General features: G+C 52.1%; 21 protein-coding genes and 1 pseudogene. 15 read left to right on the top strand and 7 right to left on the bottom strand.

Annotation, left to right across the window (positions count from 1 at the left end):
- Nucleotides 1-33: 33 nt before the first annotated feature.
- A complete protein-coding gene (locus QQ91_RS04585) occupies nt 34-2,565 on the bottom strand; it encodes a ribonuclease R family protein (RefSeq protein ID WP_166280575.1) in 2,532 nt (843 codons plus the stop codon).
- A 35-nt stretch (nt 2,566-2,600) separates the two neighbouring features.
- Here QQ91_RS04585 and QQ91_RS04580 point away from each other — a divergent pair, with 35 nt between their 5' ends.
- Nucleotides 2,601-2,759 carry a hypothetical protein gene (locus tag QQ91_RS04580; RefSeq protein ID WP_166280573.1) on the top strand — a complete coding sequence of 53 codons (159 nt, stop codon included), beginning with the start codon at nt 2,601-2,603 and terminating at the stop codon, nt 2,757-2,759.
- A gap of 321 nt (nt 2,760-3,080) precedes the next feature.
- On the opposite strand, the gene phoU is transcribed toward QQ91_RS04580, so the two are convergent.
- Nucleotides 3,081-3,725, bottom strand: a complete 645-nt coding sequence (gene phoU, locus QQ91_RS04575) for a phosphate signaling complex protein PhoU (protein ID WP_236096073.1) — start codon at nt 3,723-3,725, stop codon at nt 3,081-3,083.
- Nucleotides 3,726-4,179: 454 nt separating this feature from the next.
- Between phoU and QQ91_RS04570 the strand changes: the two genes are divergently transcribed.
- The 9 genes and pseudogenes from QQ91_RS04570 (at nt 4,180) to QQ91_RS04530 (ending at nt 12,815) form a co-directional block, all read left to right on the top strand.
- Nucleotides 4,180-4,962 (top strand): slr1353 family protein, encoded by a 783-nt coding sequence (locus QQ91_RS04570; protein ID WP_166280571.1) that lies wholly within the window; start codon nt 4,180-4,182, stop codon nt 4,960-4,962.
- A gap of 115 nt (nt 4,963-5,077) precedes the next feature.
- On the top strand, nt 5,078-5,689 hold the full coding sequence (locus QQ91_RS04565; RefSeq protein WP_166280569.1) for a CPP1-like family protein: 612 nt from the start codon (nt 5,078-5,080) through the stop codon (nt 5,687-5,689).
- 44 nt (nt 5,690-5,733) lie between these two features.
- Complete coding sequence (locus QQ91_RS04560; RefSeq protein WP_166280567.1) at nt 5,734-6,933, top strand: argininosuccinate synthase; 1,200 nt, start codon at nt 5,734-5,736, stop codon at nt 6,931-6,933.
- Nucleotides 6,934-6,939: 6 nt separating this feature from the next.
- Entirely contained in the window at nt 6,940-7,737 is a 798-nt protein-coding gene (locus tag QQ91_RS04555) for an MlaE family lipid ABC transporter permease subunit (protein ID WP_166280565.1), read from the top strand.
- A 20-nt stretch (nt 7,738-7,757) separates the two neighbouring features.
- Complete coding sequence (locus QQ91_RS04550; protein WP_166280563.1) at nt 7,758-8,210, top strand: DUF3119 family protein; 453 nt, start codon at nt 7,758-7,760, stop codon at nt 8,208-8,210.
- An 8-nt stretch (nt 8,211-8,218) separates the two neighbouring features.
- The gene (locus QQ91_RS04545) at nt 8,219-9,286 is read left to right on the top strand and encodes a DUF3086 domain-containing protein (protein ID WP_250833258.1); all 1,068 of its coding nucleotides are present in this window, start codon (nt 8,219-8,221) and stop codon (nt 9,284-9,286) included.
- 13 nt (nt 9,287-9,299) lie between these two features.
- Entirely contained in the window at nt 9,300-9,986 is a 687-nt protein-coding gene (gene plsY, locus QQ91_RS04540) for a glycerol-3-phosphate 1-O-acyltransferase PlsY (protein WP_201277324.1), read from the top strand.
- Nucleotides 9,987-10,114: 128 nt separating this feature from the next.
- A pseudogene (locus QQ91_RS04535) lies at nt 10,115-10,378 on the top strand (Uma2 family endonuclease); the annotation flags it as partial.
- A 193-nt stretch (nt 10,379-10,571) separates the two neighbouring features.
- Nucleotides 10,572-12,815 (top strand): pentapeptide repeat-containing protein, encoded by a 2,244-nt coding sequence (locus QQ91_RS04530; RefSeq protein ID WP_166280561.1) that lies wholly within the window; start codon nt 10,572-10,574, stop codon nt 12,813-12,815.
- Nucleotides 12,816-13,069: 254 nt separating this feature from the next.
- Here QQ91_RS04530 and QQ91_RS04525 read toward each other — a convergent pair whose 3' ends face one another.
- The 5 genes from QQ91_RS04525 to QQ91_RS04505 all read right to left on the bottom strand — a co-directional run bounded on the left by QQ91_RS04525 (nt 13,070) and on the right by QQ91_RS04505 (nt 20,922).
- On the bottom strand, nt 13,070-15,463 hold the full coding sequence (locus QQ91_RS04525; RefSeq protein WP_166280559.1) for an EAL domain-containing protein: 2,394 nt from the start codon (nt 15,461-15,463) through the stop codon (nt 13,070-13,072).
- Between the two features lie 106 nt (nt 15,464-15,569).
- Complete coding sequence (locus QQ91_RS04520) at nt 15,570-16,031, bottom strand: response regulator (RefSeq protein ID WP_250833257.1); 462 nt, start codon at nt 16,029-16,031, stop codon at nt 15,570-15,572.
- 209 nt (nt 16,032-16,240) lie between these two features.
- Complete coding sequence (locus QQ91_RS04515) at nt 16,241-19,318, bottom strand: PAS domain-containing protein (protein WP_166280555.1); 3,078 nt, start codon at nt 19,316-19,318, stop codon at nt 16,241-16,243.
- Between the two features lie 390 nt (nt 19,319-19,708).
- Nucleotides 19,709-20,443 carry a segregation/condensation protein A gene (locus QQ91_RS04510; RefSeq protein ID WP_166280553.1) on the bottom strand — a complete coding sequence of 245 codons (735 nt, stop codon included), beginning with the start codon at nt 20,441-20,443 and terminating at the stop codon, nt 19,709-19,711.
- A gap of 140 nt (nt 20,444-20,583) precedes the next feature.
- Nucleotides 20,584-20,922 (bottom strand): lipopolysaccharide assembly protein LapA domain-containing protein, encoded by a 339-nt coding sequence (locus QQ91_RS04505; protein WP_166280551.1) that lies wholly within the window; start codon nt 20,920-20,922, stop codon nt 20,584-20,586.
- Between the two features lie 208 nt (nt 20,923-21,130).
- On the opposite strand from QQ91_RS04505, the gene QQ91_RS04500 reads away from it, so the two are divergent.
- The 5 genes from QQ91_RS04500 (at nt 21,131) to nadB (ending at nt 26,400) form a co-directional block, all read left to right on the top strand.
- Nucleotides 21,131-21,910 carry a photosystem II electron transport protein, Sll1252 family gene (locus QQ91_RS04500; protein ID WP_166280549.1) on the top strand — a complete coding sequence of 260 codons (780 nt, stop codon included), beginning with the start codon at nt 21,131-21,133 and terminating at the stop codon, nt 21,908-21,910.
- Nucleotides 21,911-21,969: 59 nt separating this feature from the next.
- Nucleotides 21,970-22,245 (top strand): RNA-binding S4 domain-containing protein, encoded by a 276-nt coding sequence (locus QQ91_RS04495; protein WP_445974540.1) that lies wholly within the window; start codon nt 21,970-21,972, stop codon nt 22,243-22,245.
- Nucleotides 22,246-22,791: 546 nt separating this feature from the next.
- A complete protein-coding gene (locus QQ91_RS04490) occupies nt 22,792-23,991 on the top strand; it encodes an adenylate/guanylate cyclase domain-containing protein (protein ID WP_250833256.1) in 1,200 nt (399 codons plus the stop codon).
- A 182-nt stretch (nt 23,992-24,173) separates the two neighbouring features.
- The gene (gene psbU / locus QQ91_RS04485; protein WP_166280545.1) at nt 24,174-24,596 is read left to right on the top strand and encodes a photosystem II complex extrinsic protein PsbU; all 423 of its coding nucleotides are present in this window, start codon (nt 24,174-24,176) and stop codon (nt 24,594-24,596) included.
- 145 nt (nt 24,597-24,741) lie between these two features.
- On the top strand, nt 24,742-26,400 hold the full coding sequence (nadB, locus tag QQ91_RS04480) for an L-aspartate oxidase (RefSeq protein WP_166280543.1): 1,659 nt from the start codon (nt 24,742-24,744) through the stop codon (nt 26,398-26,400).
- The last annotated feature ends 112 nt before the right edge of the window (nt 26,401-26,512 follow it).

Below are 26,512 nucleotides of genomic sequence, written 5' to 3'. Positions count from 1 at the left end.
ATTAAACTGCAAACTCTTAATCTTACCGCCAACCTAATCCTCTTCATCCTCAAATTCATCGGCATCTAGCTGGTCGTCGTCCATGTCGTCTAGATATTCGCCCAGCATGTCAAACTCATCATCTTCAAACTCGTCGTCTTCAAACTCGTCGTCTTCAAAGCTCTCATCGAGCTCATCCTCAAACTCATCTTCTAGGTCATCTTCTAGGTCCTCATCGAGATCATCAAGGTCATCGACTAGGTCCTCCTCAAGGTCGAGCGGATCGTCCACAGCCTCCGGCGACAAATCCGCCTCGTCGCCAAGATCATCCTCGGTGAGTTCGCTGCCGCCACCCACCACGGCGAGATCAATTTGCTGACGATAATAATCAACGCTTTTCACCTCAACTTCAACGGAATCTCCGAGGCGATACTGGCGTCGGTTTTTACGGCCAATTAAGGTTTGTTGCCGTGATCGATATTCATACCAGTCATCCTTGAGAGAGCTGACATGGACCAGCCCTTCCACGCTTAGCACCTCGAGGCGAACGAAGAATCCGTAGGACTGAATGCCCGTGATCACGCCTTGGAACACCTGGCCAATATGGCCCTGCATGGTTTTGGTTTTTTGGAGACCTTGCAGGTCTTTTTCCGCTTGAAGAATGAGCTGCAGGCGCTCATTGAGCCGTGGGAGAGAGTCCTCAATTGCCGTTTCCAGATCTCGGCGAATACTGGGGGGCAGCACATTCCAGTTGATGGTTTCAGGGGAGGTGCTATGGCCTAGATGAACGCCTTCCTTGGCCTGGGAGTTCCGGCGATCGCGGCCCTTATTGAAAATCGCATGGAGAATGTGATGATTAATAAAGTCGCTGTATCGATGGCTAGGGGCTACAAACTGACCGTAATGCTGGGCGATCGCTTGGGCAAAATGCGGTCCTGGCGCGCTGCTCAGAACCGTTGGCTCTAGGGTTTGCCCCAACAGATCAAACAGCATTGAGGCGTGGTTGGCCTCCCGGAACTGGGCCGTCAGCTCCTGAAAATGATTCGGCTGCACCGTCGCATTGGGATTGAGATTGCAGGTGAAACCAAGATTTTCACTGAGCTTGATAATGTCCTGCAATGCCGCTGCATCCGGTGCGGCCTGGTGCTGATAGATGGCGGGAACGCCCAAGCGATGCATATGCTCTAGAACGAGCTGATTGGCCAACAGCAGCAGTTCTGCCACCACAGCCCGCGCGGGTAGCGTTGCTGGCTCGGTGAAGGTCCCCGATAAGCCAGTATCCCCAAAGAGATCCGGATCCGCAGAACTGCTCCAGAGGTCAAAGCTGCCCCGCTCATAACGCTGCTGGCGCAATAGCGCTGTCAGCTCCCCCAGCTGTTCAAGCATCTCGTGGTAGGGAGCAAGGGCCTTAAGATCTTTCTTGGGGCTATCCTTGCTTTTGGGATTCAAGATAGCTGAGGCTTGGGCTTCATCAATGTTGCAGTCCACCTGAATGACGCTGGGGAGCAGTTCAAAGCTTTGCACCCCCCCCGCCTCATCACACAGAACCTTCAGGGTAAAGGCCAACCGCTCACTTTTTTCTGGCAGGCTACCGACTCGCTCCATGAGCGCCTCGGGAAACAAGGGCACCAGTTTATCGCTTAGAGTAATGCAGGCTGCGCGAGCGCGGGCCTCTTGATCAAGGGTGGAATTAAGCGGCACAAAGGGCGTAAAGTCCACAATATGGATCCCCAGATCCCACTGTCCCTGCTTGTTTTTACTGATTGAAAAGGCGTGATCAAGACCGTAGGGGGCTTGCTGATTGTTCTCAAGGGTAATGGTTGGGAGCTTCTGTAGGAGCTCCCGCTTTTTTTGATCTGCTTTTCGAAGCTTCTTCGGTAGGGACTCGGCTGCCTCTAAGACTGCATCAGAAAAGCTGCGTGGCAGGTCATACTTGCAAAAAACAAGCTCCGTATCCGGTGCCGATTGAGCATCGCTGCCCAAAATTTGAGAGATTCTCCCGATCGGAGCCTTAGGGCCAAGAGGATAGCGCAAAATCTCCACGTGGACCAGCTGGTCAATGGCCTCTTGCACCTTGGCGCTGTTGTTGTCCTCGGTTAAGGCCAGCTCAAACAGCAGCCGATCATCTAGGGGAATGGCCTTCGGCTCACCGGCCTCATCTGTGCGAACGTGGGCGAGCACCGAGGGATTGGCCCGCTCCAGGATGAGCCTCACTTCTCCTTCTGGACTCCGCCTTCGTCGCCCTTCCTTGGTGACCTTGACCAGCACGCGATCGCCATTCCAGGCTGAGTTTAATTGACTCTCGCGAATATAAATGTCTTCCGTTCCTTCTCCATCCTGAATCGCAAAACAAAAGCCCTTACTGGAGCAACGCAGCTTTCCTTCAACAACGCCCTCTTCATTCACCCGTCGATATTTGCCGCGCTCTTTCGCTAAGATGCCGACTTTTTCAAGGGCATCCAGCGTGATTTGGAGATGTTGGAGCTTCTGCTCATCATCACACTCTAATTTTTTCTCTAACAGCTTTGGTGCAATGAGTTTATCTTCCCCAAAGCTATCGAGCAGGCTACTAATTGAAAATTCCATGCACGTTTGCATCCTAAAATCTGCTGATGGAGGGTGTGAATGCGTCCTGTCACTCTGCTGCGCTCGTGATGGAGGAAGGTCCCCTCACGGTCCCCCATTCTCCAGCCCTTATCTTTCCCGCTCGCCCTAGCTGGTGGGTGCGAAACAAAGGCCGCAGCCTGACCCAGCAGGAGAAGGATTGGACAGATCCCTGATGTAATGGCGGACCTAGGGCCAGGACAAGCACTCACGGAAATAGGCTTCGAGTTCATGCACTGTGCACCCGAAGCGCTAAAAATAGGGTGTTCCTGATTATCTCTGTTGTATCACCCTGCTCAGAACTTAAAAAACAACTCAGCACGAAATATCGCCCAGAGCCTACAGGTCACCATTGTTATCCTTCCTTAGTGAGGCGTCCGCTGTCAATATTCTGATCTGATTCTGATTGAGGGGGACACTAGATCGCCTGCGCCATGGACCTTGGCCCGGTCAAAGAGAATCACTAGGGGATAACGCGTGCCAACCACGCCGCTTCTTCAGCGTTGACCTGTAACGATGTAAGCCACGCGGCGACCAATGTTAGTGGCATGGTCTGCCATGCGCTCAATGGATCGGATGGTCAACATCATCAGGAGCAGCGGCTCAACCGATCCCTGCACAGTTTGCACCTGGGAGAGTTTTTGATAAACCTGCTGATAGCCGCTATCTACCTCATCGTCTCGCTGCTTAATGTTTAGCCCCTGTTCAGCGTCTAGCTCTGTTAAGGAAGCCAGGCCCATTGCCAACATGGACTGGGTTGCCAGGAGCATATTCTCAATGGTGGCGCTATATTGCGTGATGTCGTAGGGAAGAAGCTTGACGGCAAATTCCGTCAAATCTTCGGCATAGTCCCCAATTCTCTCCAAGTCTCGGACCATCTGCATGAGAGTGCCAATTAAGCGCAGATCGGTTGCCACGGGCGATTGCAAGGCCATAAACTGAAGGCAGTCGGTCTCAATCTGGCGATAGAGCCGGTCAATTTTCTGCTCTTGATGTTTCAGCTCATCGATGACTGCTAGATTGTGCTTAAATAGCGCCTGATGCGCTAGGCAGCAAGATTGTTCCACGAGAGCGCCCATCCTCAAGACGTCGTTTTGAATGGACGTCAACTTTTGATCAAATTGTTTGCGGATCGGTTTCATGGTTTGGGTTGGATGCGCTGCACCAACCATCATTGTGGAGACTCTCATCTTAAACTCTGCTTGTTAAACCTTGCTGGATCTATATGGGGGGGAGAAAAGTGATTGAATTGGCCTGGTTAGATTGGCCTCAGTCAAAGGATTGGGGAACAGGAGCCAGAAAATGGGGCCGGGGATTCTCATGGTCGAGAATCTGGCCAAAGGGACCGGAAGAAAAGGGGGCCTAAGCTGTGAAGTTCGGGGTGAATTTAAAATGGACAGTCCAGGTAATTCTTAAGTCTGAATCAATATAGAATTTGCACACATTATAGAAATTTTTCAAACTCTGCAGTGTTCTACGCAACGATCGCGCCGTTAATCTGGGGCCAGGTTGGGCTTAACTCCTTCACCCAGACCCCCGGCCAGCCCCAGTGGTTTTAACGGTAAATTCCGCTCCGCCTTGATGCCATCTCCGTCTATGACCCTTTACTCCCAGTTTCGCGCCCAGTATCCCACCGCTAGTTTGACGGCGGATCTCCTTGTGTCTGAGCCTGGACACTATGTGGTTCAGGCCGTGGTCAAAATTGGCGATGTTCCCCTGGCCAGCGGTTTGTCAGCGGCCTCTGCGGTAGAGGTGGCAGAGGATCAAGCGCGTGCCCGCGCCTTGGTGGTGCTGGGGTTCGAAGATTTGGCCCCTAGCCCCTCGGTGCAAGTGACGGATCGCCGATCCCATGAGCTGCCGCCTGGGGCCCCTGCCCAATTGTCTCCTGCTGCCACCTCGCGGCTGGAGGATACCGACTTATCGGACCTATCCCATCGCGATCTAAGCGCACCGCAGGATGCTGGCTGGACCGACTCCTGGAATTGGGAAGAAGAGGAGGAATCCAACGCGCCGGATTCCATGGATGCAGGCTTGCCGGCCCCCCAATTGTGGGATCGGGTGCCGCCCGGTCTAGAGGATGGGCCATCCTCGCCCCCTCAGCGGATACCCACCCAGGGTCGGCGATCTCCCCGGGTGGGGCGCAAGCCATCTCCCAAAATGACGAAAGCGGCGGCTTCGCGATCGCCGATTGATTTGTCAGATATTATTGCCCAAACCGATATTGAGCTGAAGCGCCTGGGATGGACTCACACCGAGGGGCGTCAATTTTTGGAGCGATCCTACAACAAACGTTCACGGCAGCAGTTGACGGATTCTGAACTGATGGAGTTTTTAGAATATTTAAAAACTCAGACCGTTTCCCAAGAACCTCCGTTTTAGCGCTAGTATGGTTGACACTTAAACAACTTCATGGAGAGGCTGCGATGGCGCCTCTTACTGTTCATCTAAACTGACCGGCTGATTTGAGGTCTAAACGCCTATGGAAGACAAGCGCATGAGCGAGCAGACGCCTTATCAAAAGCTTGAAGTGTCTGAAGATGCTTCCTTTGAAGAGATTCAATCAGCCCGCGATCGCCTCATTGAGCTCCAGGGCGACGAGCAAGCGCGTCAGTCGGTGGAAGCAGCCTACGACGCTGTTCTGATGGATCGACTGCGCAGACGGCAGACCGGAGCGATCCAGGTTCCTGAGCGGATTCGCTTTGCCGAAAAATTGGCTAAAGATAAACCGAGTGTCACCTTGCCAACCCTCAGTTCCTCGCCTGACTGGCTGGTCCGACTTTTAGATCGCCCCTCTGGCAGGGAATTGGCAACCGCATCCGGGGTTTGGGTCGCCCTCGGAAGTCTGGTGTACCTGGGGCGTGATAGCCAAGACTCCCTTGCCCTGCTCATTGCTTTAGGAGTGGGCTTCAACATTTATTGGCTCAATCGGAAAGAACTTAAGCTGGGACGGGCTGTTTTAATTACCATTGTCACTCTGGTCCTGGGGGGGGCCTTGGGAGTGGGACTGCTACAGTTTGGATTGCCGTTGACGCTTTTTTCCCCAGATTTGGTGGTTGCCCTGGTGGTCTTTATTTTGTTTTGGGGGGCGAGTAACTTTCTACGCTAGGATAATTTCTTGTGCTGGACCGATACACGAGAAAGTGAGGAATTATGGGGCGTGCAAAGAAAGTTGTTTTAGCCTATTCCGGTGGTGTAGATACGTCGGTTTGCATACCTTATCTCAAGAATGAATGGGGTGTGGAGAGTGTCATTACCCTGGCGGCAGACTTGGGCCAAGGAGAAGAGCTAGGGCCAATTCAGCAGAAGGCCTTGGACTCTGGTGCTGAGCAGTCTTTGGTGGTAGATGCAACCGCGTCCTTTATCCAAGACTATGCATTTTCGGCTCTCAAGGCCAATGCCCTGTACGAAGGCCGTTACCCCTTGTCCACCGCCTTGGCCCGTCCCTTGATCGCCAAGCTGCTGGTGGAGGCCGCGCGTGAATATGGTGCGGATGCTGTGGCCCACGGCTGCACCGGAAAAGGAAATGACCAGGTGCGCTTCGATGTGTCCATTGCGGCGCTCAATCCTGACTTGACGGTGCTAGCGCCCGCCCGGGAGTGGGGCATGAGCCGGGAGCAAACCATTGCCTATGGGGAACGCTTTGGGATTCCTTCCCCGGTCAAGAAGTCTTCCCCCTATAGCATTGACAAAAACTTGCTCGGTCGCAGTATTGAAGCTGGACCCTTGGAAGATCCCTGGGTGGAGCCCCTTGAGGAAGTCTTCGAACTGACCCAGTCCATTGCGCAAACCCCGCAGAGTCCGGAGTATGTTGAGATCACCTTTGAGAAAGGGGTGCCTGTGGCCCTCGATGGAGTCAAGCAAGATCCCATTGCCCTGGTGACGGCCCTAAATACCGCCGCGGGTCGCCATGGCATTGGCCGAATTGATATGGTGGAAAATCGACTGGTGGGGATTAAATCCCGCGAAATCTATGAGGTTCCGGCCCTATCGATCTTGATTCAAGCCCATCAGGATTTAGAAAGTTTAACGTTGACCGCAGATGTGACGCACTACAAGCGTGGGATTGAAGCAACCTATGCCCAAATGGTTTACAACGGCCTTTGGTATAGTCCCTTAAAGGCGGCCCTCGATGCCTTTATTGAGCAAACCCAGGCGGTGGTGACGGGCACTGTGCGCCTCAAACTTTTTAAGGGGAATGCCACGGTGGTGGGTCGTCAATCCAGCTATTCCCTCTACACGGACGATCTGGCCACCTATGGTGCGGATGATCGCTTTGACCATAAGGCGGCTGAAGGCTTTATCTACATTTGGGGACTGCCGACGCGAGTTTGGTCGCAGCGTAATGCCTAGAGTTTTGTGAAAAAAGCCTTTCCTGCTTTTTCAGGGAACAAATGGAGTCGTCGCCTGCTGCGGGCCATGTTGCTGGGGGGACAGGTGCTACTCCATTTGCTCATGGGTAAAATTCATTGGCGTAACACCCGTGAACAAATGGCGGTGGTGGGGCCGGAATCCCTTCTGGTGGTTCTACTCACGGCAACGTTTGTGGGCATGGTGTTCACCATTCAGGTCTCTCGAGAGTTTATTACCTTTGGTTTGGTGCAAGCTGTGGGAGGGGTTTTGGCCATCGCCCTAACGCGGGAGCTAGGCCCGGTCTTGACTGCTGTCATTGTAACCGGTCGGGTTTGCTCGGCCTTTGCTGCAGAAATTGGGACCATGCGAGTCACTGAGCAAATCGATGCCCTGCAAATGCTCGATACTGATCCCGTGGACTATCTGGTTGTCCCTCGGGTCATCGCCTGTGGAGTAATGTTGCCAGTTCTCACGATTTTTGCCTTGGTGGCTGGGATTGGCGGGGGCATGATCGTGGCCCAAACTCTCTACAGTCTGCCCAATAAAATTTTTCTCGATTCGGTCCAAAATTTTCTGTCTCTTTGGGATCTCTACAGCACCTTGGTCAAAGCCTTTGTGTTTGGCATCTTAATCGCCATTATCGGCTCAAGCTGGGGGCTAACCACGACGGGGGGGGCTAAGGGTGTGGGTCAGTCCACCACCGCTGCGGTTGTCACCTCCCTGCTGGCTATTTTTGTCTCTAACTTTTTCCTTTCATGGCTCATGTTTCAGGGGGTTGGCAGCACTGCATTACAAAATTTATAGTAAGCAGGGCGGATAGCGGTATGGTTGAGGAAAGTCCTCTCGTGCAGGTGCCTGTTGTGAAGTCCCCCTCACCCACGCAGACTATCGTTCTGGCCCCTAGTTATTGGGTGCCCGCTGGAATTGGGGCGATCGCCCTTGGATTGGGGAGTCTCAACCCTTGGGTCGGCCTTGTGGCTGGCTTATTTGCCCTATTCCTGTTCATTCAAGCGACCATTTTACGTCTCCACTTTACCGATACGGCCCTGGAGGTCTATCGCGGCCAGACGCAAATCCGGTACTTCCCCTACGACCAGTGGCTTCACTGGCAGATCTTCTGGGAACCTGTGCCCATCCTGTTTTACTTTAAGGAAATCCGCAGTATCCATTTTTTGCCCATTCTGTTTAACGCCAAGCAGCTCAAGGCGGCTCTACTGCAACATTGTTCCTCTACCCGCTCCATCGGGGAGGCTTCAACTTCAGTGCAGAACGATTAAGTGAGACCGTGACCAACGCCGATCAATCCCCTATCAATCGTGACAATAGCCTGGGGTCGCCCTCAGCCAATCTTCCCAGTGCGCTGCAGTCGGAGGTGGAAACCTTACGGACAGAAATAGAAAGCCTGAAGGCCGAAAAGTCCCAGCTACTGGCCCAACAGTTGCGATCCCTAGAAACGGTCTGTGAGCGCTTAGCCCAGGCCAACATCACAGATCTAGAGGAGCGACAACGAGCCCTCCAGATGTCTGTCGAACAGTTAGAGCGTCGCCAAGAGCGGGTTCAAGCTGAAATGAAAAGAAGCTTTGCTGGTGTTTCGCAGGATATTGCCATTCGTGTACAGGGTTTTAAAGACTATCTGGTCGCGAGTCTTCAGGATCTGGTCACCACGGCGGAACAGCTTGATCTGCCCATGACCTCACCAGACGGTGTCGGTTCTCCAGGCTTCAGGGCAGATCCGCAGGAGCCCTCGCCGCGCAGTCGGACGGCAGAGCCTATGGCAGCACCGGAGCCGCAGTTTTCTCAGCAGAGTTTCCAGTCAGAAACGCGCCAGATTCGTAAGCTGATCAACCAGTTTACGCAGGAGCCAGACTACTACGGCCCTCCTTGGAAGCTACGGCGTACCTTTGAGGCGATCCATGCGGAGCGCGTCGAACAGTGGTTTTTGAAGTTTGGCGGTAGAGGAGCGCTGCCCTCGCTGCCCAGTCGCCTGCAAAATATTTTGGTGGCCTCCGCGATTATCTCCATCTTGCGCAATCTTTATGGGCATCGCGTCCGCACCCTAATTTTAGCCAACACTCCGGAACGGTTGGGAGATTGGCGGCGGGGGTTGCAAGACTGTCTGGGGGTAGGACGTGGCGATTTTGGCCCCGAGCGGGGTGTCATGCTGTTTGAGTCAGCGGATTCCTTGTCTCAAAAAGCGGAGCGTCTGATCTCAGAGGACTGCTTGCCCTTTATCTTGATGGATGATGTGGAGGGCGGCGTGAGCCTGGCGCTATTGCAATATCCGTTTTGGCTCGTGTTTGCGCCAGAAAATCAGCCCCGGCGCGATCGCGGTGGCTTTGACTGGTTTGAGTAGAGAAGGTGTTGAGATGATGCCTGGACTCATTTGGGGCGCGGTGACCTTAGTATTTTTGGGGGCTGCCTATTTACTGGGGTCTTTCCCCACGGGCTATCTGGTGGCCAAGCGCTTGCAGGGGATTGATATCCGGGAACATGGGTCTGGGTCAACTGGAGCTACCAATGTGTTGCGTGTTCTGGGCAAGGGGCCAGGACTGGTGGTGTTTGCTGCGGATGTGGCCAAGGGGGCGATCGCCATTGCCTTGGTTCCTCTGTTCTTTCAGGGGATCGCCGCAGTGCTTCCAACCTCGTTCTGTTGGCTCGATTGTCCCTCTTGGTTTAGCGCTCATCAAGACGGGTTGTACTGGGTGCGGATGCTAGCCGGGTTTGCGGCTTTACTGGGCCACAGCAAGTCTATTTTTTTGAGGTTTACGGGTGGAAAATCTGTGGCAACCAGCCTGGGGATCTTGCTGGTTTTACATTGGCCTGTGGCGATCGCGACCTTTGCCTCCTTTGGGATGATGCTGGCGCTGTCTAGAATTGTGTCGCTGAGTTCTATCACTGGAGCGATCGCCCTGCCAATCTGGATGCTGGTATTCAATCAGCCGCTGCCCTATTTGGTGTTCGCCATCGCGGGCAGTATTTATGTGGTGCTGCGGCATTCGTCTAATATTCAGCGATTGCTTAAGGGCACTGAGCCCAAGTTAGGACAAGGTTAGGGTTGAGGCCCGTGGGCTAAAAATCAGGCAGTCATTGGTGATGTGAATCCGTGACCGCGATCGCCTTAAACTTATCTCTGATTATGCAGCTTATCCATAAGCCGTTCTATGAATTGTTTTGACTGAGGAAGAACGAAAAATTTCCACCAATTTGTCCAGATTTTGTAACTGAGTTGCGCTCTAAACGCGATCGGCGCAAGGTCCTCCAAGACAAAATGCAGGAATATTTGGCAAGTGGTTTGCGGCTGGGCTAGTTGATTAATCCCCAAGATCAACAGGTCGAGGTCTATCGGCTTGGTCAGTCGGTTGAAGTTGCGGCTTATCCAGTGGAGCTGGATGGAGAGGATGTTTTGCCGGGGTTTGGTTGCCTGTTTTTTTGGGCTACAGATTAATTCGTTTTCTCCTGGTCTTTGCTCTTTGCCTCCCTTTCGCTATCTTCGAAGTCCGAGGGGCATCAATGTTTAGACTATGAGATTCCAAATCTGATCGGGGCTCAAAGTCATTTTTGACCTGATTTTGAGAGTTACGTGAAAATATGGATGCTAAAGTACCTATATTCATGTTTTCTGTGGGCTAGGGTTGGCTATGCGTGCTGCTGAAGTTCTTAATCGCTACGCTGAAGGTGAACGCAATTTCCAGGGTGCCAACCTCTGCGGTCAAAGCTTTTGTGACAAAGATTTGAGTGGAGCTGATTTCACTAATGCTGATCTTCGTGGTGTGAATTTTTCTAATTCTACTTTAAAAGAATCAGACTTCTCTGGAGCAAATCTGAAAGGTGTTAATTTTACCCATGCAAATTTGCGAGGTGCAAATTTGTCGCGCGTTCAGTGCGGTATACGAAAACGTTGGCTGGTTATTTTTTGGCTAGTCGCTCTGTTGTCATCGGCTTTTGTTGGATTTAGTGCTCATGCATTTACTCCAGTAGTTACAGGAGAATCCAGTTTTCGAAAGGAGGTAATCCATTTATGGAGCTGCTTCGTTTTGATCTTTTCAATCACGCTTCTACTACTACTCCCGCTTTCAAAACGCCGATATTGGGTGAATCCTCTGTTTTCGGCTGGAATACTAGCGCTTTGGCTGGGTTTTCTAGCCTTCTTAGGCTTGGGAACACTTATAGTTCCACTCTTGGGCTCATTCTTGGTCGGGACTTTGCTTTGTCCTCTTCGCATAGAGTTGAGTACAAAAATGTACCGTGGGATTGCATTTTCTACAATATCTCTTGTGATTGTTGCTGCAGTTCTAGTGCATTATTATGAGATAGCTCAGGGGGCTCAAAATTGGTTGACCTATACTTTTCCGACTTTGTTCTTTGGATTTCTAATCAATGGAATAAGAATTGGGAATTTTGCAAACTATGTTGATTTTTTAAAAGAAAAATCATTTTTGTTTTCGATGCATCCTGGAATTGTAACGACCTTCGGGGATGCCGATCTGTCTGAGGCAAATTTGACTGGGGCAAAACTGAAGCACTCTGATTTAAGAGGGAAAATCAGCAAAACTTGCTTTTTTGGGGCAAAAGATCTTTCATGCTCAAAGTCGAATTCTCCGCTTTTGAATGATATGCAGTTGTGTAGATTAGTAGTCTCAGGTGATGGTCATAATCAAAACTTTGACCAGAAAAATTTAGGAGGTGCTTACTTAGAGGGTGCGAACTTAGACAGTGCAAGTTTCAAGGGTTCTGATCTGAGTAAAGTTAATCTGGTTAATTCTGATTTAAAAAACACGATTTTTTACCAAGCAAATCTGAGTGACGCGGACTTGAGACAGGCGAATTTGACGGGAGCACAGCTAGTGCAAGCACAACTGGCTAATGCAAATCTGACTGGGGCTACTTTGACTGCTGCCTGTATTGAAGATTGGAATATTACAACCCATACGCTTTTAGAGGGAGTGTTCTGTCGCTTTGTGTTTATGCGGCAGGTAAAGGATCGAACCTACGAAAACCCGCATAGGAAACCTGATGACTGGGAACAAGAATTTGAAGAGGGTGATTTTGCTGATTTTATCAAGCCTCTCACCGATACCCTGGATCTCTACCACAACCGCAATATAGACCCCAGGGCGATCGCGATCGCCTTTAAGCACCTGTCTGATGATAATCCAGATGCAGGACTTAGAATTGTAGCGATGGAATCTCGTGGCGACGATCAATTTATGCTGCGGGCTAAAACTGAAGAACAGGCCAATAAATCGGAGCTACACCACCAATATTTCCAAACCTACGATCAAGTGCGTGACCTGCCAGCGGATGAACAGTTCAAGCTCTTGCTCGCGGAAAAAGACAGCCGGATTCGAAGCTTGGAAGAAATGCTAAAACAAGCCATTACTCGCCCGAATTTTTTAACTATTGAGCAAAAGCAAGGAGATTTTATGTCCGGAGGTCAAGGAAATCTCATCAATGCAAAGGGCAACGTTAGTGGTGTAAATCAGGGCGATCGCGATGTCAGCGTGCAGGGCGATATGGTGGGCAGTGTCATTGGCGACCAAAATACAGCCGACATCAAAATTCAGCGTGCCAACTTACCGCAACCCCAGTCTGTAGATATCCATCAAGAACTGCTGGAGCTCCAGCAAATTCTGACCCAGCTTGTATCCGCAGACCAGCGCAAAATCCAAAATGCGCTCTCAGACGCTGAAGACGAGCTTAACAAGCCCCAACCTGACAAAGACGAAGTGGGTCAGGCCCTGGGCCGTGCCCTCGACTACGCTAAAAAGGCCGAAGGTTTTGCTGAATCCATGGATAAACTTCAGCCTCATATGGTGGAAGTAGCTGGCTGGCTTGGCCAGAACTGGCACAAATTGCTGACTATCGTTGGATTGTCGGTTTAAGCACGCCTGAGAGAAAATTCCCTATGCATTAACTTCGGACCCAGTTCCACCCAGTCCACCTTTGACACAGCCTCGACCACGTCCTACTTTCCCTGCTAGTGGCCCTTCATGGCATTGTGCGCGGATTGCCGACTACGTTGGTAGATGCTACCTATTCCAAAGCTGGCCACCAAGATTGCTAACCTGATTGATCCGGCACAGGAGCGATCGCGTTGGCGTAGGGCTTCAAAAAACCAATGTTGACGCCGCAGGAGTTACCCGGATTGCTGCAAAAACTGCTGTAACCACTCGGTAGCCCCATCGCTGTCCAGGGGCGGGGCAAAATAATATCCCTGGGCACTGTCACAGTGAATTGATTGCAGATACTGAAGCTGTTCCTGGTTTTCTACCCCCTCCGCAACGACCTGCAAGCCTAGATTAGCGGCCAGATTTGCGATCGCCCGCACAATTTCAGTTTGTTCAGAGGGCCGCGTTTGCCCTTCCCAGGATTCACGGGAATGGGTGTCCAGTAAGGCGACAAAGGAGCGATCAATCTTAAGCTGGTTCACCGGAAAACGATTTAAATAGCTGAGAGAGGAATAGCCTGTGCCAAAATCGTCCAAGCACACCTGGATATTGCGCTCCTGTAGCTCACTCAGGAGAACAGCCACCCCCTGCGGGTTTTCAATTAAGACGGTTTCGGTAATTTCCAACTTTACACAGGATCCTGGGATGCCCGTGTTTTGTAACACCTGATCAACTCGATCGAGAAGGTCGGGTCGGGTAAACTGTCGGCCCGATAGATTGACATTCATGGTGAGGGGTTGTCCTAGGGGAAAGGCTGCTTGCCAGGCCTGTAGCTGTTTGCAGGCTGTTTCTAAGACCCAAAAATCCATCTCCAGGATCAATCCTGTATCTTCGGCTAGGGGAATAAAGACGGCGGGCGAGAGCAAGCCCAAGGTGGGATGTTGCCAACGGACCAAGGCTTCAAACCCCTGCACCCCCTGATGATCCAGAGCAACGATGGGCTGAAAGTAAACGCAAAGTTCCCCGCGCTCTAGGGCATGGCGTAGATCGGTTTCAATCTGGAGCTGTTGGAGGGCTTGCTGATGCATCGGCTCATCAAAGATGGCATAGCCGCCACACCCCTGACGTTTAGCCCGATACATGGCAAGATCGGCATCTCTAAGCATCTGGGTGGGATCTCTGTAGGCCGGGGAGCTAATGGCAATCCCAACACTGGTGCTGACAAAAACTTCCTGTCCCTCTAGAGAAATTGAGGGGATAAAAGCCTGGTGAACGCGCTTGGCCACTTCGATGGCATCGGTGGCATCGTTAATCTCTTCTAACAGTAGGACAAACTCGTCTCCTCCCAGGCGAGCCACCATGTCGCCCATGCGCAGGCAAGACTTTAAAATCGTTGAAACTTGCCTGAGTAGGGCATCTCCGACGTTATGTCCCAGGCTATCGTTGATCACCTTAAAGCGGTCTAGATCCAGAAACAGCACGGCAAATTTCAATGGGCTGCTGTTGTCGCTGCCTTTGTTTTCACTGCGGCGGGATCGCCGCTGCTGCATCTGCAAGGCATGCTCCAATCGCTCCAGCAGCAAGGCTCGGTTGGGCAACCCCGTCAAGGTATCGTGGAAAGCATCATGGCGGAGCTGTGCCTCGATCCGCTTGCGCTGAGCTAGCTCCCGTTGAGCCTGTTCATAAAGCTGCGCTTGATGAATGGCAATCGCACATTGATTGGCCACCGCTTCCAGGAGTTCCACCTCCACCGGTGTCCAGGTCCGTTGCCGATCGCATTGCTGTAGACAAATGCCTCCCCAGTAGGTTTGTTGATAGATGAGCGGTACGAGCACCAGCGACTGGATCTCAAAGGACTGAGCCTCCGCCTGCAGCGCTTCAGAATAGTTCTCTGCCAGGTTATGGATGACTACCGTCTCATCCTGCATCAACAAAGATTCATGGGAGCTGTACAGGGCGCAGGGCTGGCCGATGAGCTGTTCGCGGTTCACCGTTGCAGAGCTCAGGTAGCAGGGGGCTGATGCTCTTTCTGCGGTTGATGCAGGTTTGAAAATTAAGCAGCGGCTGACTTGCAGAGAGGTATGGAGCTGATCAACGGTTTTCTGAAGGATTTCGTCGAGAACAAGCGTTTTACGCACCGACTGAATAATGTGATTGACGATGGAATCACGCCAGGCTTGCTGCTGAATTTGGGCGATCGCCGCCTTTTGCTGTTGGCGCAGGTCAAACTCCTTTAAAGCGCGGTCTAGAACGGTCGGCAGCCGAAATAAACGCTCCTTGAGAACATAATCTGTCATCCCGGCCTTGATGCACTCCACGGCAGCTTCTTCCCCAAGACTCCCCGTCACCAAAATAAACGGTATCTCCTGTGGCGACGCTTGCAGCAGATCAAACGCCTGGCGACCGTTGAAAAGGGGCAATCGGTAATCTGAGAGCACAATATCGTACTCCCGAGTTTGCAGAAAATTTCGACATTGCTCAGCAGAGAGAGCCGTATCGTAGGTGAAATTAAACCCAGCGGATTCTAGCGTCAGGACGATCAGCTCAATATCCTCGGGCGCATCCTCGATCAGGAGTAATTTTAACGAGGTAGACAAAACCTCTGGCCGAATTGCAGCGTTTTCCCGTTGCAGAATAGTCATGAGGATGAATTGACGGCAATTTACCCTTAGCTTACCCTACGAATTAGGCTGGCAGGTTCCCTCCTTCCAGATTGAAGCCTGAAGAGTCCTGCGGCCGACCTCAACCCTAGGACACCAAAACAGGTTGATTGAGCTGCATCCAGTAGACCCCCACTTGCCGCGAGACATCCTGAAACTCCTGAAATTCCAGGGGCTTGACAATATAGCTGTTCGCACCGAGAGCATAGCAGGCTTCAATATCTCTGGGTTCTGCGGAGGAGGTCATTACGACCACGGGCAAATGTCGGGTCCGGGGTCGGACTCTGATCTGCTCTAGAACCTGCCGTCCATCAATTTTGGGAAGTTTAAGATCCAGCAATACCAGGCGGGGCAGCGGGGAGGCCATGGACGCCTCTGGAGGGCCATATAAATAGTGCAGCGCTTGCTCTCCGTCATTGGCAACATCAATGTGTCCCGAAAATGGACAATCGTCTAATGCTAAACAGATTAGCTCCAAATCATTAGGATCGTCTTCGACAATCAATAATCGTGAGGCATGGCTCATGGGTTTGAGAAGATAGATGTTCACAGGGTGCAGGCACGCACCTGGGGTAGTTTTGCTGCGATACTCCGGTCCCGATGTATTTGCCCTAAATTTTACTCGTACAAGAAATAATCATAGTTCGTTCAGTCTCAATCCGGAATGCCTCTGTGCCAGTCCAATGAGCTGGATCTTCGCGCTGCGTTGGCAAGACGGTCTCTCTCCCAGAACATTGCCTCGCCCCGCTGTTTTTCTCTCTAATCTGCTTGGATCCTACCTGACGGGACAAGGGGCAAATTGAAGTAGAAGGTGGCTCCCTGGTTGGGTTGACTTTCAGCCCAAATCTCGCCGCCGTGTCGATGAATAATCCGCTGTACGATGGCAAGGCCAATCCCAGTTCCGGGAAATTGCGTTTGAGTGTGTAAACGCTGGAATGCCCCAAACAGTTTGTCTGCATAGTCCATTTGGAATCCGACCCCATTGTCGCGGACAAAAACAGTCCCGTTGGGAAGACTATTGATTTCCACCTGGGGGGCTGGGTGATGCTGACTGAATTTAACGGCGTTGCTGATCAGATTCACCAGAACCTGTTGCAGCAGAGTGGTATCTCCTTGCACGGTGGGCAACTCTCCCACCACAAAATGAACCGATGTCTGGGAATCAGCAAGGGTTTGGGTGAGTTGAATGGCCTCATTGACTAGTGAACACAGCGGTACCGCTGTCAGAATCATGGTTTTTCGCCCCAGTCGTGACAGGGTGAGCAGCCCATCAATTAAGGCAGACATTTTATGACTGCTGCTCTCGATTACCTTCAGGTAATGGGCGACCTTCGGATCGGATAAGGCCTCGTAATGTTGCAGGTGAAGCTGTAAAGCCTGGACAAATCCGCCAATATGACGCAGGGGAGCGCGCAGGTCATGGGAAACCGAGTAGGAAAACGATTCTAATTCTTGATTGATGGTCTCTAATTGCCGGCTGCGCTCCAATAGAGTCCGCCGGGCCACCACCAGTTCTGTGACGTCTCGGGACGAGCCAATCAGTGCATACACCTCTCCCTTGGCGCTTTTTAAGGGGATTTTGTAGGTGTCCAGATGCAGCTCTTGCTGCTGCAGCGTGAACGATTCTTGAATATGGAGCGTTTCCCCAGACTCGAACACCTGACGATTCTGGGTTGCAAAGTAAGCCGATCTATCCGCTGGAAAACTCTCAAAAATGGTTTTCCCCTCCGTCTGACTTCTTGTTTCCCAAAAACTTGTTGAGGCTAGGAGATCGTTACAGAAACGAATGGTCATCTCAGGGTTTTCAATGACGTAGATATAGTCAGGTAAGGCATTGATGAAGGTGATCAGCTCAGCAGTGCGTTGTTCCACCAGAAATTCTAAATTTTGGTTTTGCTCTGCCAGGGCGCCGTTAAGCTGGCGAATTTCAATCTCGCTTTCCTTGCGATCGCTGATATCAAGGTGCGTTCCCACCACCTTGACCGGCTGGCCGGTACTGTCAAAAATCAAGGTGGCGTTACTATAAATCCAGCGATAACTGCCGTCTCGATGGCGAAGGCGAAAGTCCAGGCTGTAGGGTTTCTCCTGGCGTAAAAAGGCGCGAAAGGCTGCTATAGAGTCTTCTTTGTCCTCTGGATGCAGGCGATCTTTCCAATCTGCTGGGGAGGCTTGGGGATCCTCCGGTAGATAGCCCAGCTGCTCCTTATAGGCAGGGGAAACAAAGGAGCTTTGAGTGCGTAGATCCATCACATAGAAGCCCACCTGGGACGCTTGCACCACTAAGTCCAGCTGGGCTTGCTGCTCCTGGGCGATTTCTGCCGCCCGCCTGCGATCGCTGATGTCCACGAGCAGGCCATCCCAAAGAACGCTCCCGTCTGCCTGTCGGTTCGGGCACGAGTCTCCCTGCACCCATTTTTCCTGACCTGAGGCCGTGATAAACCGGCCCTCCCAATGCCAGGGGGCCATCGTTTCAACGCTTTGGGCTATGGATCGCCGCATGGAAATCTCATCCTCAGGGGGCAACACAGCCCAGGCCTGGGCTGCATCTGCAAGAATTGCCTCGGGATCTAGTTCAAACAGCTCGCGGCACCGAGGACTAATGTAGGTGAAGGCATCGGTGCCATCGGGACGCAGAACATACTGATAAATCACGCCTGGGATATTGGCTGCCAACGCCTGCAACCGCTGTTGGCTTTGTCGGAGTGCCTGTTCTGCATTCCAACGTTCTAAGGCCTGGGCAAATAATTCTCCCGCAAACTTTAATCGCTGCACCACATCCTCAGTCCAGGATTGAGGGCGGCCAACCGTCGAAAAGCCAATATAGCCGATCAGCTGATGATCACAGACCAGGGGAACAGCCAGCAGCGATCGCGTGCCCACGGATTCCAAGGCCAAACGTTCTGCTTCGGCCGCCGCTGGCAGCAGCCCAGCATCAGGAATCTGGATCGCTTCTAATCGGGTAAGATGCCCCATCCACCAGGCGAAAGGTTCCGCTGGGATCTGCTGCCATTCCGGTGGAAAGGGATCGATTCCGGGGGCGCTCCACTGATAGGCCATGGTTCCTAAGCTTTGATCCGCCGATAGCAGAACCAGATAGCTCCGATCAAACCCTGCATGCTGGGTAATTTGACCCAGTGAGTCAGACATGACCGTCTTCAACTCATCCAACGATAGCTCCACAAGCCGTTGAGAAATGGTGCTGAGGATCTGCTCAAAGGCCAGTCGGTCCCGCAGTGCCGCTTCGGACTCCTTCTGTCGAGTGATGTCGAGGCCAATGGATTGAAAACTCACCGGGCGGCCCTGATCATCAAAGAAAGCACGGTCGATCCATTGATGCCACCCTTGACTCCCATCAGGACGGGATACAGGGTGCTCATAGTTGGCGCTGGGGCATTCAGGGGTCAGCGATAGATATTGGGCTTGAGCTGCCTGGCGCTCGCGCGGATCCTCCGGTAACAAATCTAAAAACTGCCGACCCAGCAATTCCTGGGGAGACTTTTGAAAGTAATCACAGTAGGCCGTGTTGACGTAGGTCAAGGTACTGTCGGGCAAAAATCGACAGATTAAGGCTGGCATTTCCTCCGCCAGCTGCTGGTAGGAGGGCTCATCGTACGGCGGTAGATAGGGAGATGGGTTAGCCTCTCCTCCTCCCCGCAATAGGGCCAACAATTGCGGAAACCCTTTTCTCCCCTCGAGCAGCAGCAGACTCATTCCCCAAAGGCCCAGAGCAATGGCAAAGGCGTAGACCCAGATCTGGAGAGAGTTTGGCGCAGGGCAGAGGGCCATGGCGGAGGATTGATCCCCCAGCATGGTCGGAACCAGCAGCCCCGCTGTCATCCCGCTGCATTCCCTCACCAGCCCCGTTCTATGGGGGAAGTGGCGCGGATTCAATCCTGTTTTGAATTTCATCGGAGAAAAAACGAATGAACAGCCGACAATTCACTCTATCGCACAACTTAAGGCCTACATCAGCTAAATCTTAGCTGATGTGTCGTTTCATCTGACCTTAACGTAGAGTTGCTATCCATAGGGCCGCCGATCCTCTCACTTCTAGATCGCCTAAATTTAATTCTTGCCTTGCTGGCGGCCCTGCACGCAGCATCTTGCTAGAACCGCGTGAGGCGTCATTAAAATCGATGCTACGGCGGAACCGGACCGGATCAATCTGGGCCTCCCATTAATTTGAGCCTCCCGTTAAGACTGGACCTCCGCTCGGGCCATTTCAGTCTAAGCAGAGTCGCCCACCGCCTCTTCAATGGAAATCGAACGCAGCTTGAGGGGACCGTAAAAGTCTTCTTGGTACAGCTCCACCTTAGATTGGGCGCAGAGCAGCAGCAGTGCCCAAAATACCCCGACGCGGTCGTTTTTGATGCGCAGTAAATCCTCCACATCCATCCATCCCGACGAAAGATACTGCTCCAGCAGCTTTTCTACCTCTGCTGCCACCTCGGTGGGGTTTTCCTCATGGGACAAATTGGCGATCGCCCGCGCTGACTGTAGCTTGCTGGGACGAACCACCTTATGCGTCTGTCGTCGCAGGCTTTGACGTTCGACGGTGACTGCCATCAGCTCTAGCTGCTCGATCAGCTCCTCTAAGGTCACCCGCCGTCGCTGCACAGGATGGGCAACCGGCCGGCGATGCAGATGGTTTTCCAAATTCAGGGGTAGCTGGGTGCGATCAAAGGCCGAATCGTCTAAAAATAGAAATTCCTCAGCCTCTAGAGTCAATTCCTCTGGATCTGGCTCCATGGCAGCCAAGGTTTCAGCCTTGAGCAGCACCAGCATGGAGGCATATAAAAAGGTTTGTCCTGAGGTGGATAATTCCTGGGGATCTTCATAGGTGAGGGCATTGAGCACCTGATCCACCACCTCAATGACCGCTACGTCCCACGGATCAACCTCGCCCCGCTGGGCCAGATCCGTCAGCACGTCAATCGCAGTATGGGCAAGCGAACGGCTCATTGATTCAGGCAGATCCCCCCTTATAAAAACGTTGTCTCAACGCAGAACATCTGTTATTTGGCAAGTACTACATTTGGCAAGCACTATAGCAATAAATAGCTAACAGTCTGCATGTATCACCCTGAGTCAAGTTATATCAATTAATTTGAAGATCCGCTGCTGGCGCTGGGCAATAGACGCTGCTGTTCCTCCAGCTCTGCTTTGTACCGCTCAATATCCGCCTGCAATTCCTCAATTTGCTCTTCCTGCTCCTCAATGGCCTCCCGAGTGCTCAGCGTTGACTGCACCTGAACCCAAACGCTAAAAACCCAAGCAAAAACAGCGCCAACCCCCGCAGCTAAAATCAGTTCAATGGAAAGGGGTGCCTTGATTTCCAAGCCCTCAATAATTTTGATGCTGACAATTTCAGTGTTCTCAATCCCGAACAGGACTAGGGCCAAACAAATGACGAAAATTAAAACGAAATTAACCTGACGCATTAACTCACTCCTAAGCTGTCTGTTTTGGGGGAATCAGCACATTCTCGAAACCCATGGGATCAGAACTCCTCCAGGGAACATCATTGGACAGAATTTTCCGAGGAATGCAATGATAAAGCCATGCGATTAACGGGTCGATCCTTGTCAAACAAAGCTTAGCAGGTCTGATTTGCTTTCGGATCACTCCGCAACATTCTTCCTTCAACCTATGCTTCCCCGCAACGATTTACTCCAGGGTACCGAGCATCCAAAAATGCTGACGCGCATTTTGGACCAAGCAGAACAGGCCTTAAAGACCTGGGAAGTGGTGCAGACCGATTTTCTGTCGCCGCCTGAGGTGGTGGAGGTGCAAGCGCGTTTGGCTCGCCTCACCGAGCTGCAGGGGGTTGCCTGGGGCGGATATCCTCAGGCCGAGCGCCAGCGATTTGCCCTCGCCCGTGCCGAGCTTCCCCTTGCCCCTGATCCAGTGGATTTAACCCTGTTGGCGATCTCTGGGAATTTTCTCTTTGATCCGGCGACCCATCGAGATTTCTTAGGCGCTATTTTAGGCACTGGCATTGTGCGTGAAAAAGTGGGTGATATTTTGGTGATGGGCGAACGAGGCGCTCAGGCCATTGTTATCCCGGCGATCGCGGAGTTTTTGCAGCAATCCCTGACCCAGGTGCGAACGGTGCCTGTGAAAACCGAAATTTTACCCTGGGCGGAACTGAGGGTTCGAGAGCCGCGCACCAAGGAGATAACCACCGTGGAAGCGTCTATGCGCCTGGATGCAGTGGCTTCAGCAGGATTTGGGATGTCGCGCAGTAAAATGGGTGCGCTCATCGGCACCGGGGATGTGCGCGTAAATTGGAAAACCGTTACCCAGGCAAGCTATGTGGTCAAACCTGGCGATCTGGTAGCCATCCGGGGTAAAGGACGCCTAACCATTGGCGAAGTCACTCTGACAAAAAAGGATCGATATCGAATGCAACTCACGCGCTACTATTAATCCTTCTATACAATCCCTCAACTTGATTTGAGGGAACCCGCATCTGTCTGACTCGAGGATTGGGATGTCAACGGGGCGGCGAATCAATTCCCTTTAAGTTCAGATATCCTATGATTAAACTCGATCAATTTTTGAAGCTGCAAGGATGGGTGTCAACGGGAGGACAGGCAAAGCACCTCATCCAAAACGGTGAGGTCAGCGTCAATGGCCAAGTTGAAACCCGTCGGGGACGGAAGCTCAATGCTGGAGACGTTGTGGAACTCGATGACCAGGCTCAACAAGTTTCACCTGCGGCCATGACTCCCCCCGTGACGCCTGAGGGTCAGGACTCCTAATCCTTCTACCCCTGTATGAGGCCCTTTTTTCCCTGTCCCCAGCAAATTGACCCCTGGGTGAGCTCAAATCCGTCTTACTGATTAATGCGTTGAGCTGTTTGAGGAACAGCCGGCGGCAGCGAGGCTGACGAGGAATATTCAACCGTAACGTAAAGGGGCACGAACAGAGTCACAAACGTAATGAACCCCCCACACAGGTGAATGAAGAGTTGCCTTGGGCTACTATGCCCAGGAGGGTCTTCGGCTTGGCTAAACGCATCCATGATAAAACTGTCAACAGCTATATTGCTTGGGCAGAGCTAAATTCAAGACTGCCCCTGACCCTAAGGTAGCATTTTCACCTTAGAGTTTAGGGAAATCTTGGCCCTGAAACAGTATTGTCCGAGACGATCCGCGATGGTTTCGACACCAGGCCCAAATTTCATGCTTTCGATAGAACTTGGGGTCTGGCCTTAGACGGATCGCTTAACCCGCGGGCACTGTTTACGTTACGAATCAGAAGCTTGACGGGCATCCTAGAGTTCAGGTTGTTCATGATGTCTGGGTGTGAAGAGTGTGCCGCAATCCGATTATGAGTTCGGAGGTTCGGGGATTGCCGATTTATTGAGCATGCGCACGCTGCAAGATCTCAGTACGGCTCAGCTCATTGAGCTGGTGCTTCACCAAGAAAGAGTGATTGGTCATCTGAGCCGTAAGAACCAAGAGCTGATGAAGCAAATACAGGGTCAAGGTGGCAGTGAAGCTTCGGTGGCCTATCCACGGGATCAGGACAAAACGGCTCCCCGACTGTTTCTTCAGACCGATTCGACGTCGCGGCCTATTGTGCTAAATGGAGGACCATCCTGGACCTTGGGGCGAGGGGACGAAAATACCATTACGCTGGATGACCACTGTATGTCCCGTAATCACGCCATGATCCAAGAAATTGATCGGCGGGAGTATTATCTCATTGACCTCGGCAGTCGGAATGGATCCTTTGTGAACCATCGCCGTGTCAGCGTTCCCACCGCCTTGAAGCATGGGGATCAAATCACCCTTGGACAAACCAATTTTCTCTTTTCCTGTCCCCAGCAGGTGGTGGCAAGCAAAATGACCATTCCGTCAGAACTTGTCCAGGATCCAGTGGCCATGGCCACCAATGTTCTGCATGTACGACGGTTGATTTCGGTGTTAGTCGTGGACATCCGCAGCTTTACGCGACTTACGCGCCAACTCGATGAACATGTGCTATCGGAAGTTGTGGGAGCCTGGTTTAACGCTGTCGGAAAAATTATTCGTCACTATGGCAGCTGGGTGGATAAGTACATTGGTGATGCTGTAATGGCCGTCTGGATTCACGGTAGTCATGATGTGAGTCAGGAAGAAATATTGCGGCCGTTCCAAGCGCTTAAGGCCCTCTACGAGATGACCCGTCAAATGCATTGTCACTACCCCTTGCCCTTTCCGCTTCAGATTGGCGCCGGGTTGAATACGGGGCTGGCCATGGTGGGGAATACAGGCAGCGGTGATCGCCCTGATTACACCGCCCTAGGAGATACGGTGAACGCAGCATTTCGCCTTGAAACCAGTACCAAGCAGCTTCAGGTTGATATTGCTCTGGGGGCTAAAACCTATGAATACCTGCAGCGCCATTGTCGTAGCTCGCTGCCCTTTCAACAACAGGCGTTATCCCTCAAAGGGTATGACCGGCCCACTGTGGTTTACACACTCCATTTTTCAGACTTGGCTGGCTTTCTCGATCCATGACGCAGATCTCGATCACAGTTCCCGGTGAACCACTGATAAAATTGTGCCGCAGGATGTCACAATGATCTCAACCTTGTAGCAAGTGCGGCGTGACTGTGCGGGGGTGCTCTGTTCCCTGGCAAGAAGCCATAAATCAAGAACTGCTGTGTCCTAATCTCTGAATCGAGGAGGTTCTTAAAAATATGCGACCTTTAATTCGTCGTTTTAGTTTGTTGGCGGTCGGATTGACTGTTTTTCTGTCATTGTTTAGCTGGATGCAGCCTGTCCAGGCGCAAGCCCTCAGATCATCTGCTCCAATCCTATTTGCAGAAGCATCCTACCGGAATGAAGCGGATGCGAAGTTGGCAGAGATTGGCCAAAAAATTGATCTAAATAACACCAATATTTTTGCCTTTACAAAGTATCGGGGTCTATATCCTACGATTGCCAGCAAAGTCGTGGCAAATGCTCCCTACGAGTCGGTTGAGGATGTTTTGAGTATCGCTGGACTCTCTGAGAATCAAAAGCAACTGCTGGAAGCAAACCTGGAAAACTTCACCGTGACTGATCCGGCTGATGCATTGGTCAGCGGAGCAGACCGCTATAACAACGGTGCATATAAGTAGCATCCGTTGAGTATCTGTTTAATTTTCTAAGGTGATTCTTACCTCAGGGACAGCACAATGGTGATTGTCCCTTTTTTGTAGCAAAAATCTGTCCGGTGAGGATCGCCGTTCTGTATGCTAAGGGCATCCATACGAAATACAGGCTATGCCCGAAGCTGAGAGCTTTCCTTGCTATGACGTCGTGGTCATTGGCGCTGGAGCCGCTGGACTTTACACTGCCCTTTCCTTGCCGAAAGCGCTACGGATTGCTCTGATGACGAAGGATACGCTCAAACAGTCTGCGAGCGACTGGGCACAGGGAGGAATTGCTGCAGCTGTTCGGGCTGATGATTCCCCGACTCTCCATGCGAGCGACACCTTGGCAGCAGGGGCGGGACTGTGTGACCGAGAGGCGGTTGATTTGCTGGTCAGGAATGCCGATCGCCAAATCCGTCGCTTGCTCGACATGGGGGTGGCCTTTGATCGTCAACAGCAAACGCTTGCCCTCACCTTAGAGGCTGCACATTCTCGCCCGCGCGTTCTCCATGCTGCCGATGCCACGGGCAAGGCTCTGATCAAGACGCTAACGCAACAAGTTTTAATTCAGTCCAATATTCAGGTTTTGTCCAACTTTTTTACCTTAGACTTGATGCTTCACCCGGTCAGTCAGATCTGTCAGGGGGTATGGGGGTTTTCGGAGGGAAAGCTAACGCCGATCTTCGCCCATGCTGTCGTGCTAGCCACGGGCGGAGGTGGACAGGTTTTTTCCCAGACCACTAATCCGGCCCTCAGTACTGGAGACGGGGTAGCTATGGCCTGGCGAGCAGGGGCCAAGCTACGAGATCTAGAATTTTTTCAGTTTCATCCCACGGCGCTTAAGGTTCCGAATGCCCCCCGGTTTCTCATCAGCGAAGCGGTTCGAGGGGAGGGGGCGCAGCTGATGGATCACCAGGGGTATCGCTTCATGTTTGACTATCATCCTTTAGGAGAACTCGCGCCCCGCGATGTGGTCAGCCGCGGCATCTTCCATCGCCTTGAGCAAACCCATCAATCCCATGTTTGGTTGGATCTGCGAGTGATTGAGGCAGAGCGCATTCAGCGTCGATTTCCAAAGATCATTCGCTTCTGTCGAACCTGGGGGATAGACGTCTTTCAAGATCCTATTCCTGTCTCTCCTGCTGCGCACTATTGGATGGGGGGCGTTCAAGCTAACCTGCAGGCGCGCACCTCTATTCCAGGACTATATGCAGTGGGGGAAGTAGCCAGTACCGGTGTTCACGGGGCAAATCGGCTGGCCAGTAATTCCCTCCTAGAGTGCCTGGTTTTTGGGGCAACCCTGGCTGAGGCCATCACCGAGGAAAGCCAGAGTTTCTCTCACTGCCTCTCGACAATCAAACCTGCTCAATTTTCTCTGCGATCGCAAAGTTTGCAGACAGATGCCTGGAACTTAATCACTCAAATTCGCCAGAATTTACCGGATCTCATGTGGCGAAGCGCAGGGATTAACCGCGATGCTCAGACCTTGGGCCAGGCGATCGAGCAAGTCTCCCAATGGCGTCAGGCCATTGAGTCCGTAGCCCCCAATTATCAACAGCTGCTCGATCAAAAACAGCGATTGCAGCTTCCGCTGGATCAGCTACGGGTCTGGGGAGAGACTCGGAACCTGGCAGATATCGCCTACCTAATCCTCAAAAGTGCTCTTTTTCGCACGGAAAGCCGTGGAGGACATTACCGATCTGACTTTCCTGATTCCCAGTCAAACTGGGCGACCCACACCTCCATCCAGGATCACACTTGGGTTCAGGCTCCTGTCAAAACTGCCTAAATAGGGGGCTTCAGCATCTTCTTCAAAATTCTCCGAAGAAGTAGTTGACAAGAGTGGCTGTAGTTGTTAGGTTAGTAAAGCGCTCAAGAGAGGGAGACCTCAAAAAGAGACG

It is taken from the genome of Lyngbya confervoides BDU141951 (genome assembly GCF_000817775.3).
GTDB lineage: Bacteria > Cyanobacteriota > Cyanobacteriia > Thermosynechococcales > Thermosynechococcaceae > Lyngbya > Lyngbya confervoides.
This window is presented reverse-complemented; position numbering and strand designations above follow the sequence as displayed.

Excerpts from the sequence above, each read along its gene's own strand:
- QQ91_RS04505 (WP_166280551.1), bottom strand. The coding sequence starts at position 20,922 with ATGCGTCAGGTTAATTTCGTTTTAATTTTCGTCATTTGTTTGGCCCTA.
- QQ91_RS04530 (WP_166280561.1), top strand. The coding sequence starts at position 10,572 with ATGCGTGCTGCTGAAGTTCTTAATCGCTACGCTGAAGGTGAACGCAAT.
- QQ91_RS04585 (WP_166280575.1), bottom strand. The coding sequence starts at position 2,565 with ATGGAATTTTCAATTAGTAGCCTGCTCGATAGCTTTGGGGAAGATAAA.
- QQ91_RS04510 (WP_166280553.1), bottom strand. The coding sequence starts at position 20,443 with ATGAGCCGTTCGCTTGCCCATACTGCGATTGACGTGCTGACGGATCTG.
- QQ91_RS04500 (WP_166280549.1), top strand. The coding sequence starts at position 21,131 with ATGCTTCCCCGCAACGATTTACTCCAGGGTACCGAGCATCCAAAAATG.
- psbU (WP_166280545.1), top strand. The coding sequence starts at position 24,174 with ATGCGACCTTTAATTCGTCGTTTTAGTTTGTTGGCGGTCGGATTGACT.
- plsY (WP_201277324.1), top strand. The coding sequence starts at position 9,300 with ATGATGCCTGGACTCATTTGGGGCGCGGTGACCTTAGTATTTTTGGGG.
- QQ91_RS04560 (WP_166280567.1), top strand. The coding sequence starts at position 5,734 with ATGGGGCGTGCAAAGAAAGTTGTTTTAGCCTATTCCGGTGGTGTAGAT.
- QQ91_RS04570 (WP_166280571.1), top strand. The coding sequence starts at position 4,180 with ATGACCCTTTACTCCCAGTTTCGCGCCCAGTATCCCACCGCTAGTTTG.
- QQ91_RS04565 (WP_166280569.1), top strand. The coding sequence starts at position 5,078 with ATGAGCGAGCAGACGCCTTATCAAAAGCTTGAAGTGTCTGAAGATGCT.
- nadB (WP_166280543.1), top strand. The coding sequence starts at position 24,742 with ATGCCCGAAGCTGAGAGCTTTCCTTGCTATGACGTCGTGGTCATTGGC.
- phoU (WP_236096073.1), bottom strand. The coding sequence starts at position 3,725 with ATGAAACCGATCCGCAAACAATTTGATCAAAAGTTGACGTCCATTCAA.
- QQ91_RS04525 (WP_166280559.1), bottom strand. The coding sequence starts at position 15,463 with ATGACTATTCTGCAACGGGAAAACGCTGCAATTCGGCCAGAGGTTTTG.
- QQ91_RS04515 (WP_166280555.1), bottom strand. The coding sequence starts at position 19,318 with ATGACAGCGGGGCTGCTGGTTCCGACCATGCTGGGGGATCAATCCTCC.
- QQ91_RS04550 (WP_166280563.1), top strand. The coding sequence starts at position 7,758 with ATGGTTGAGGAAAGTCCTCTCGTGCAGGTGCCTGTTGTGAAGTCCCCC.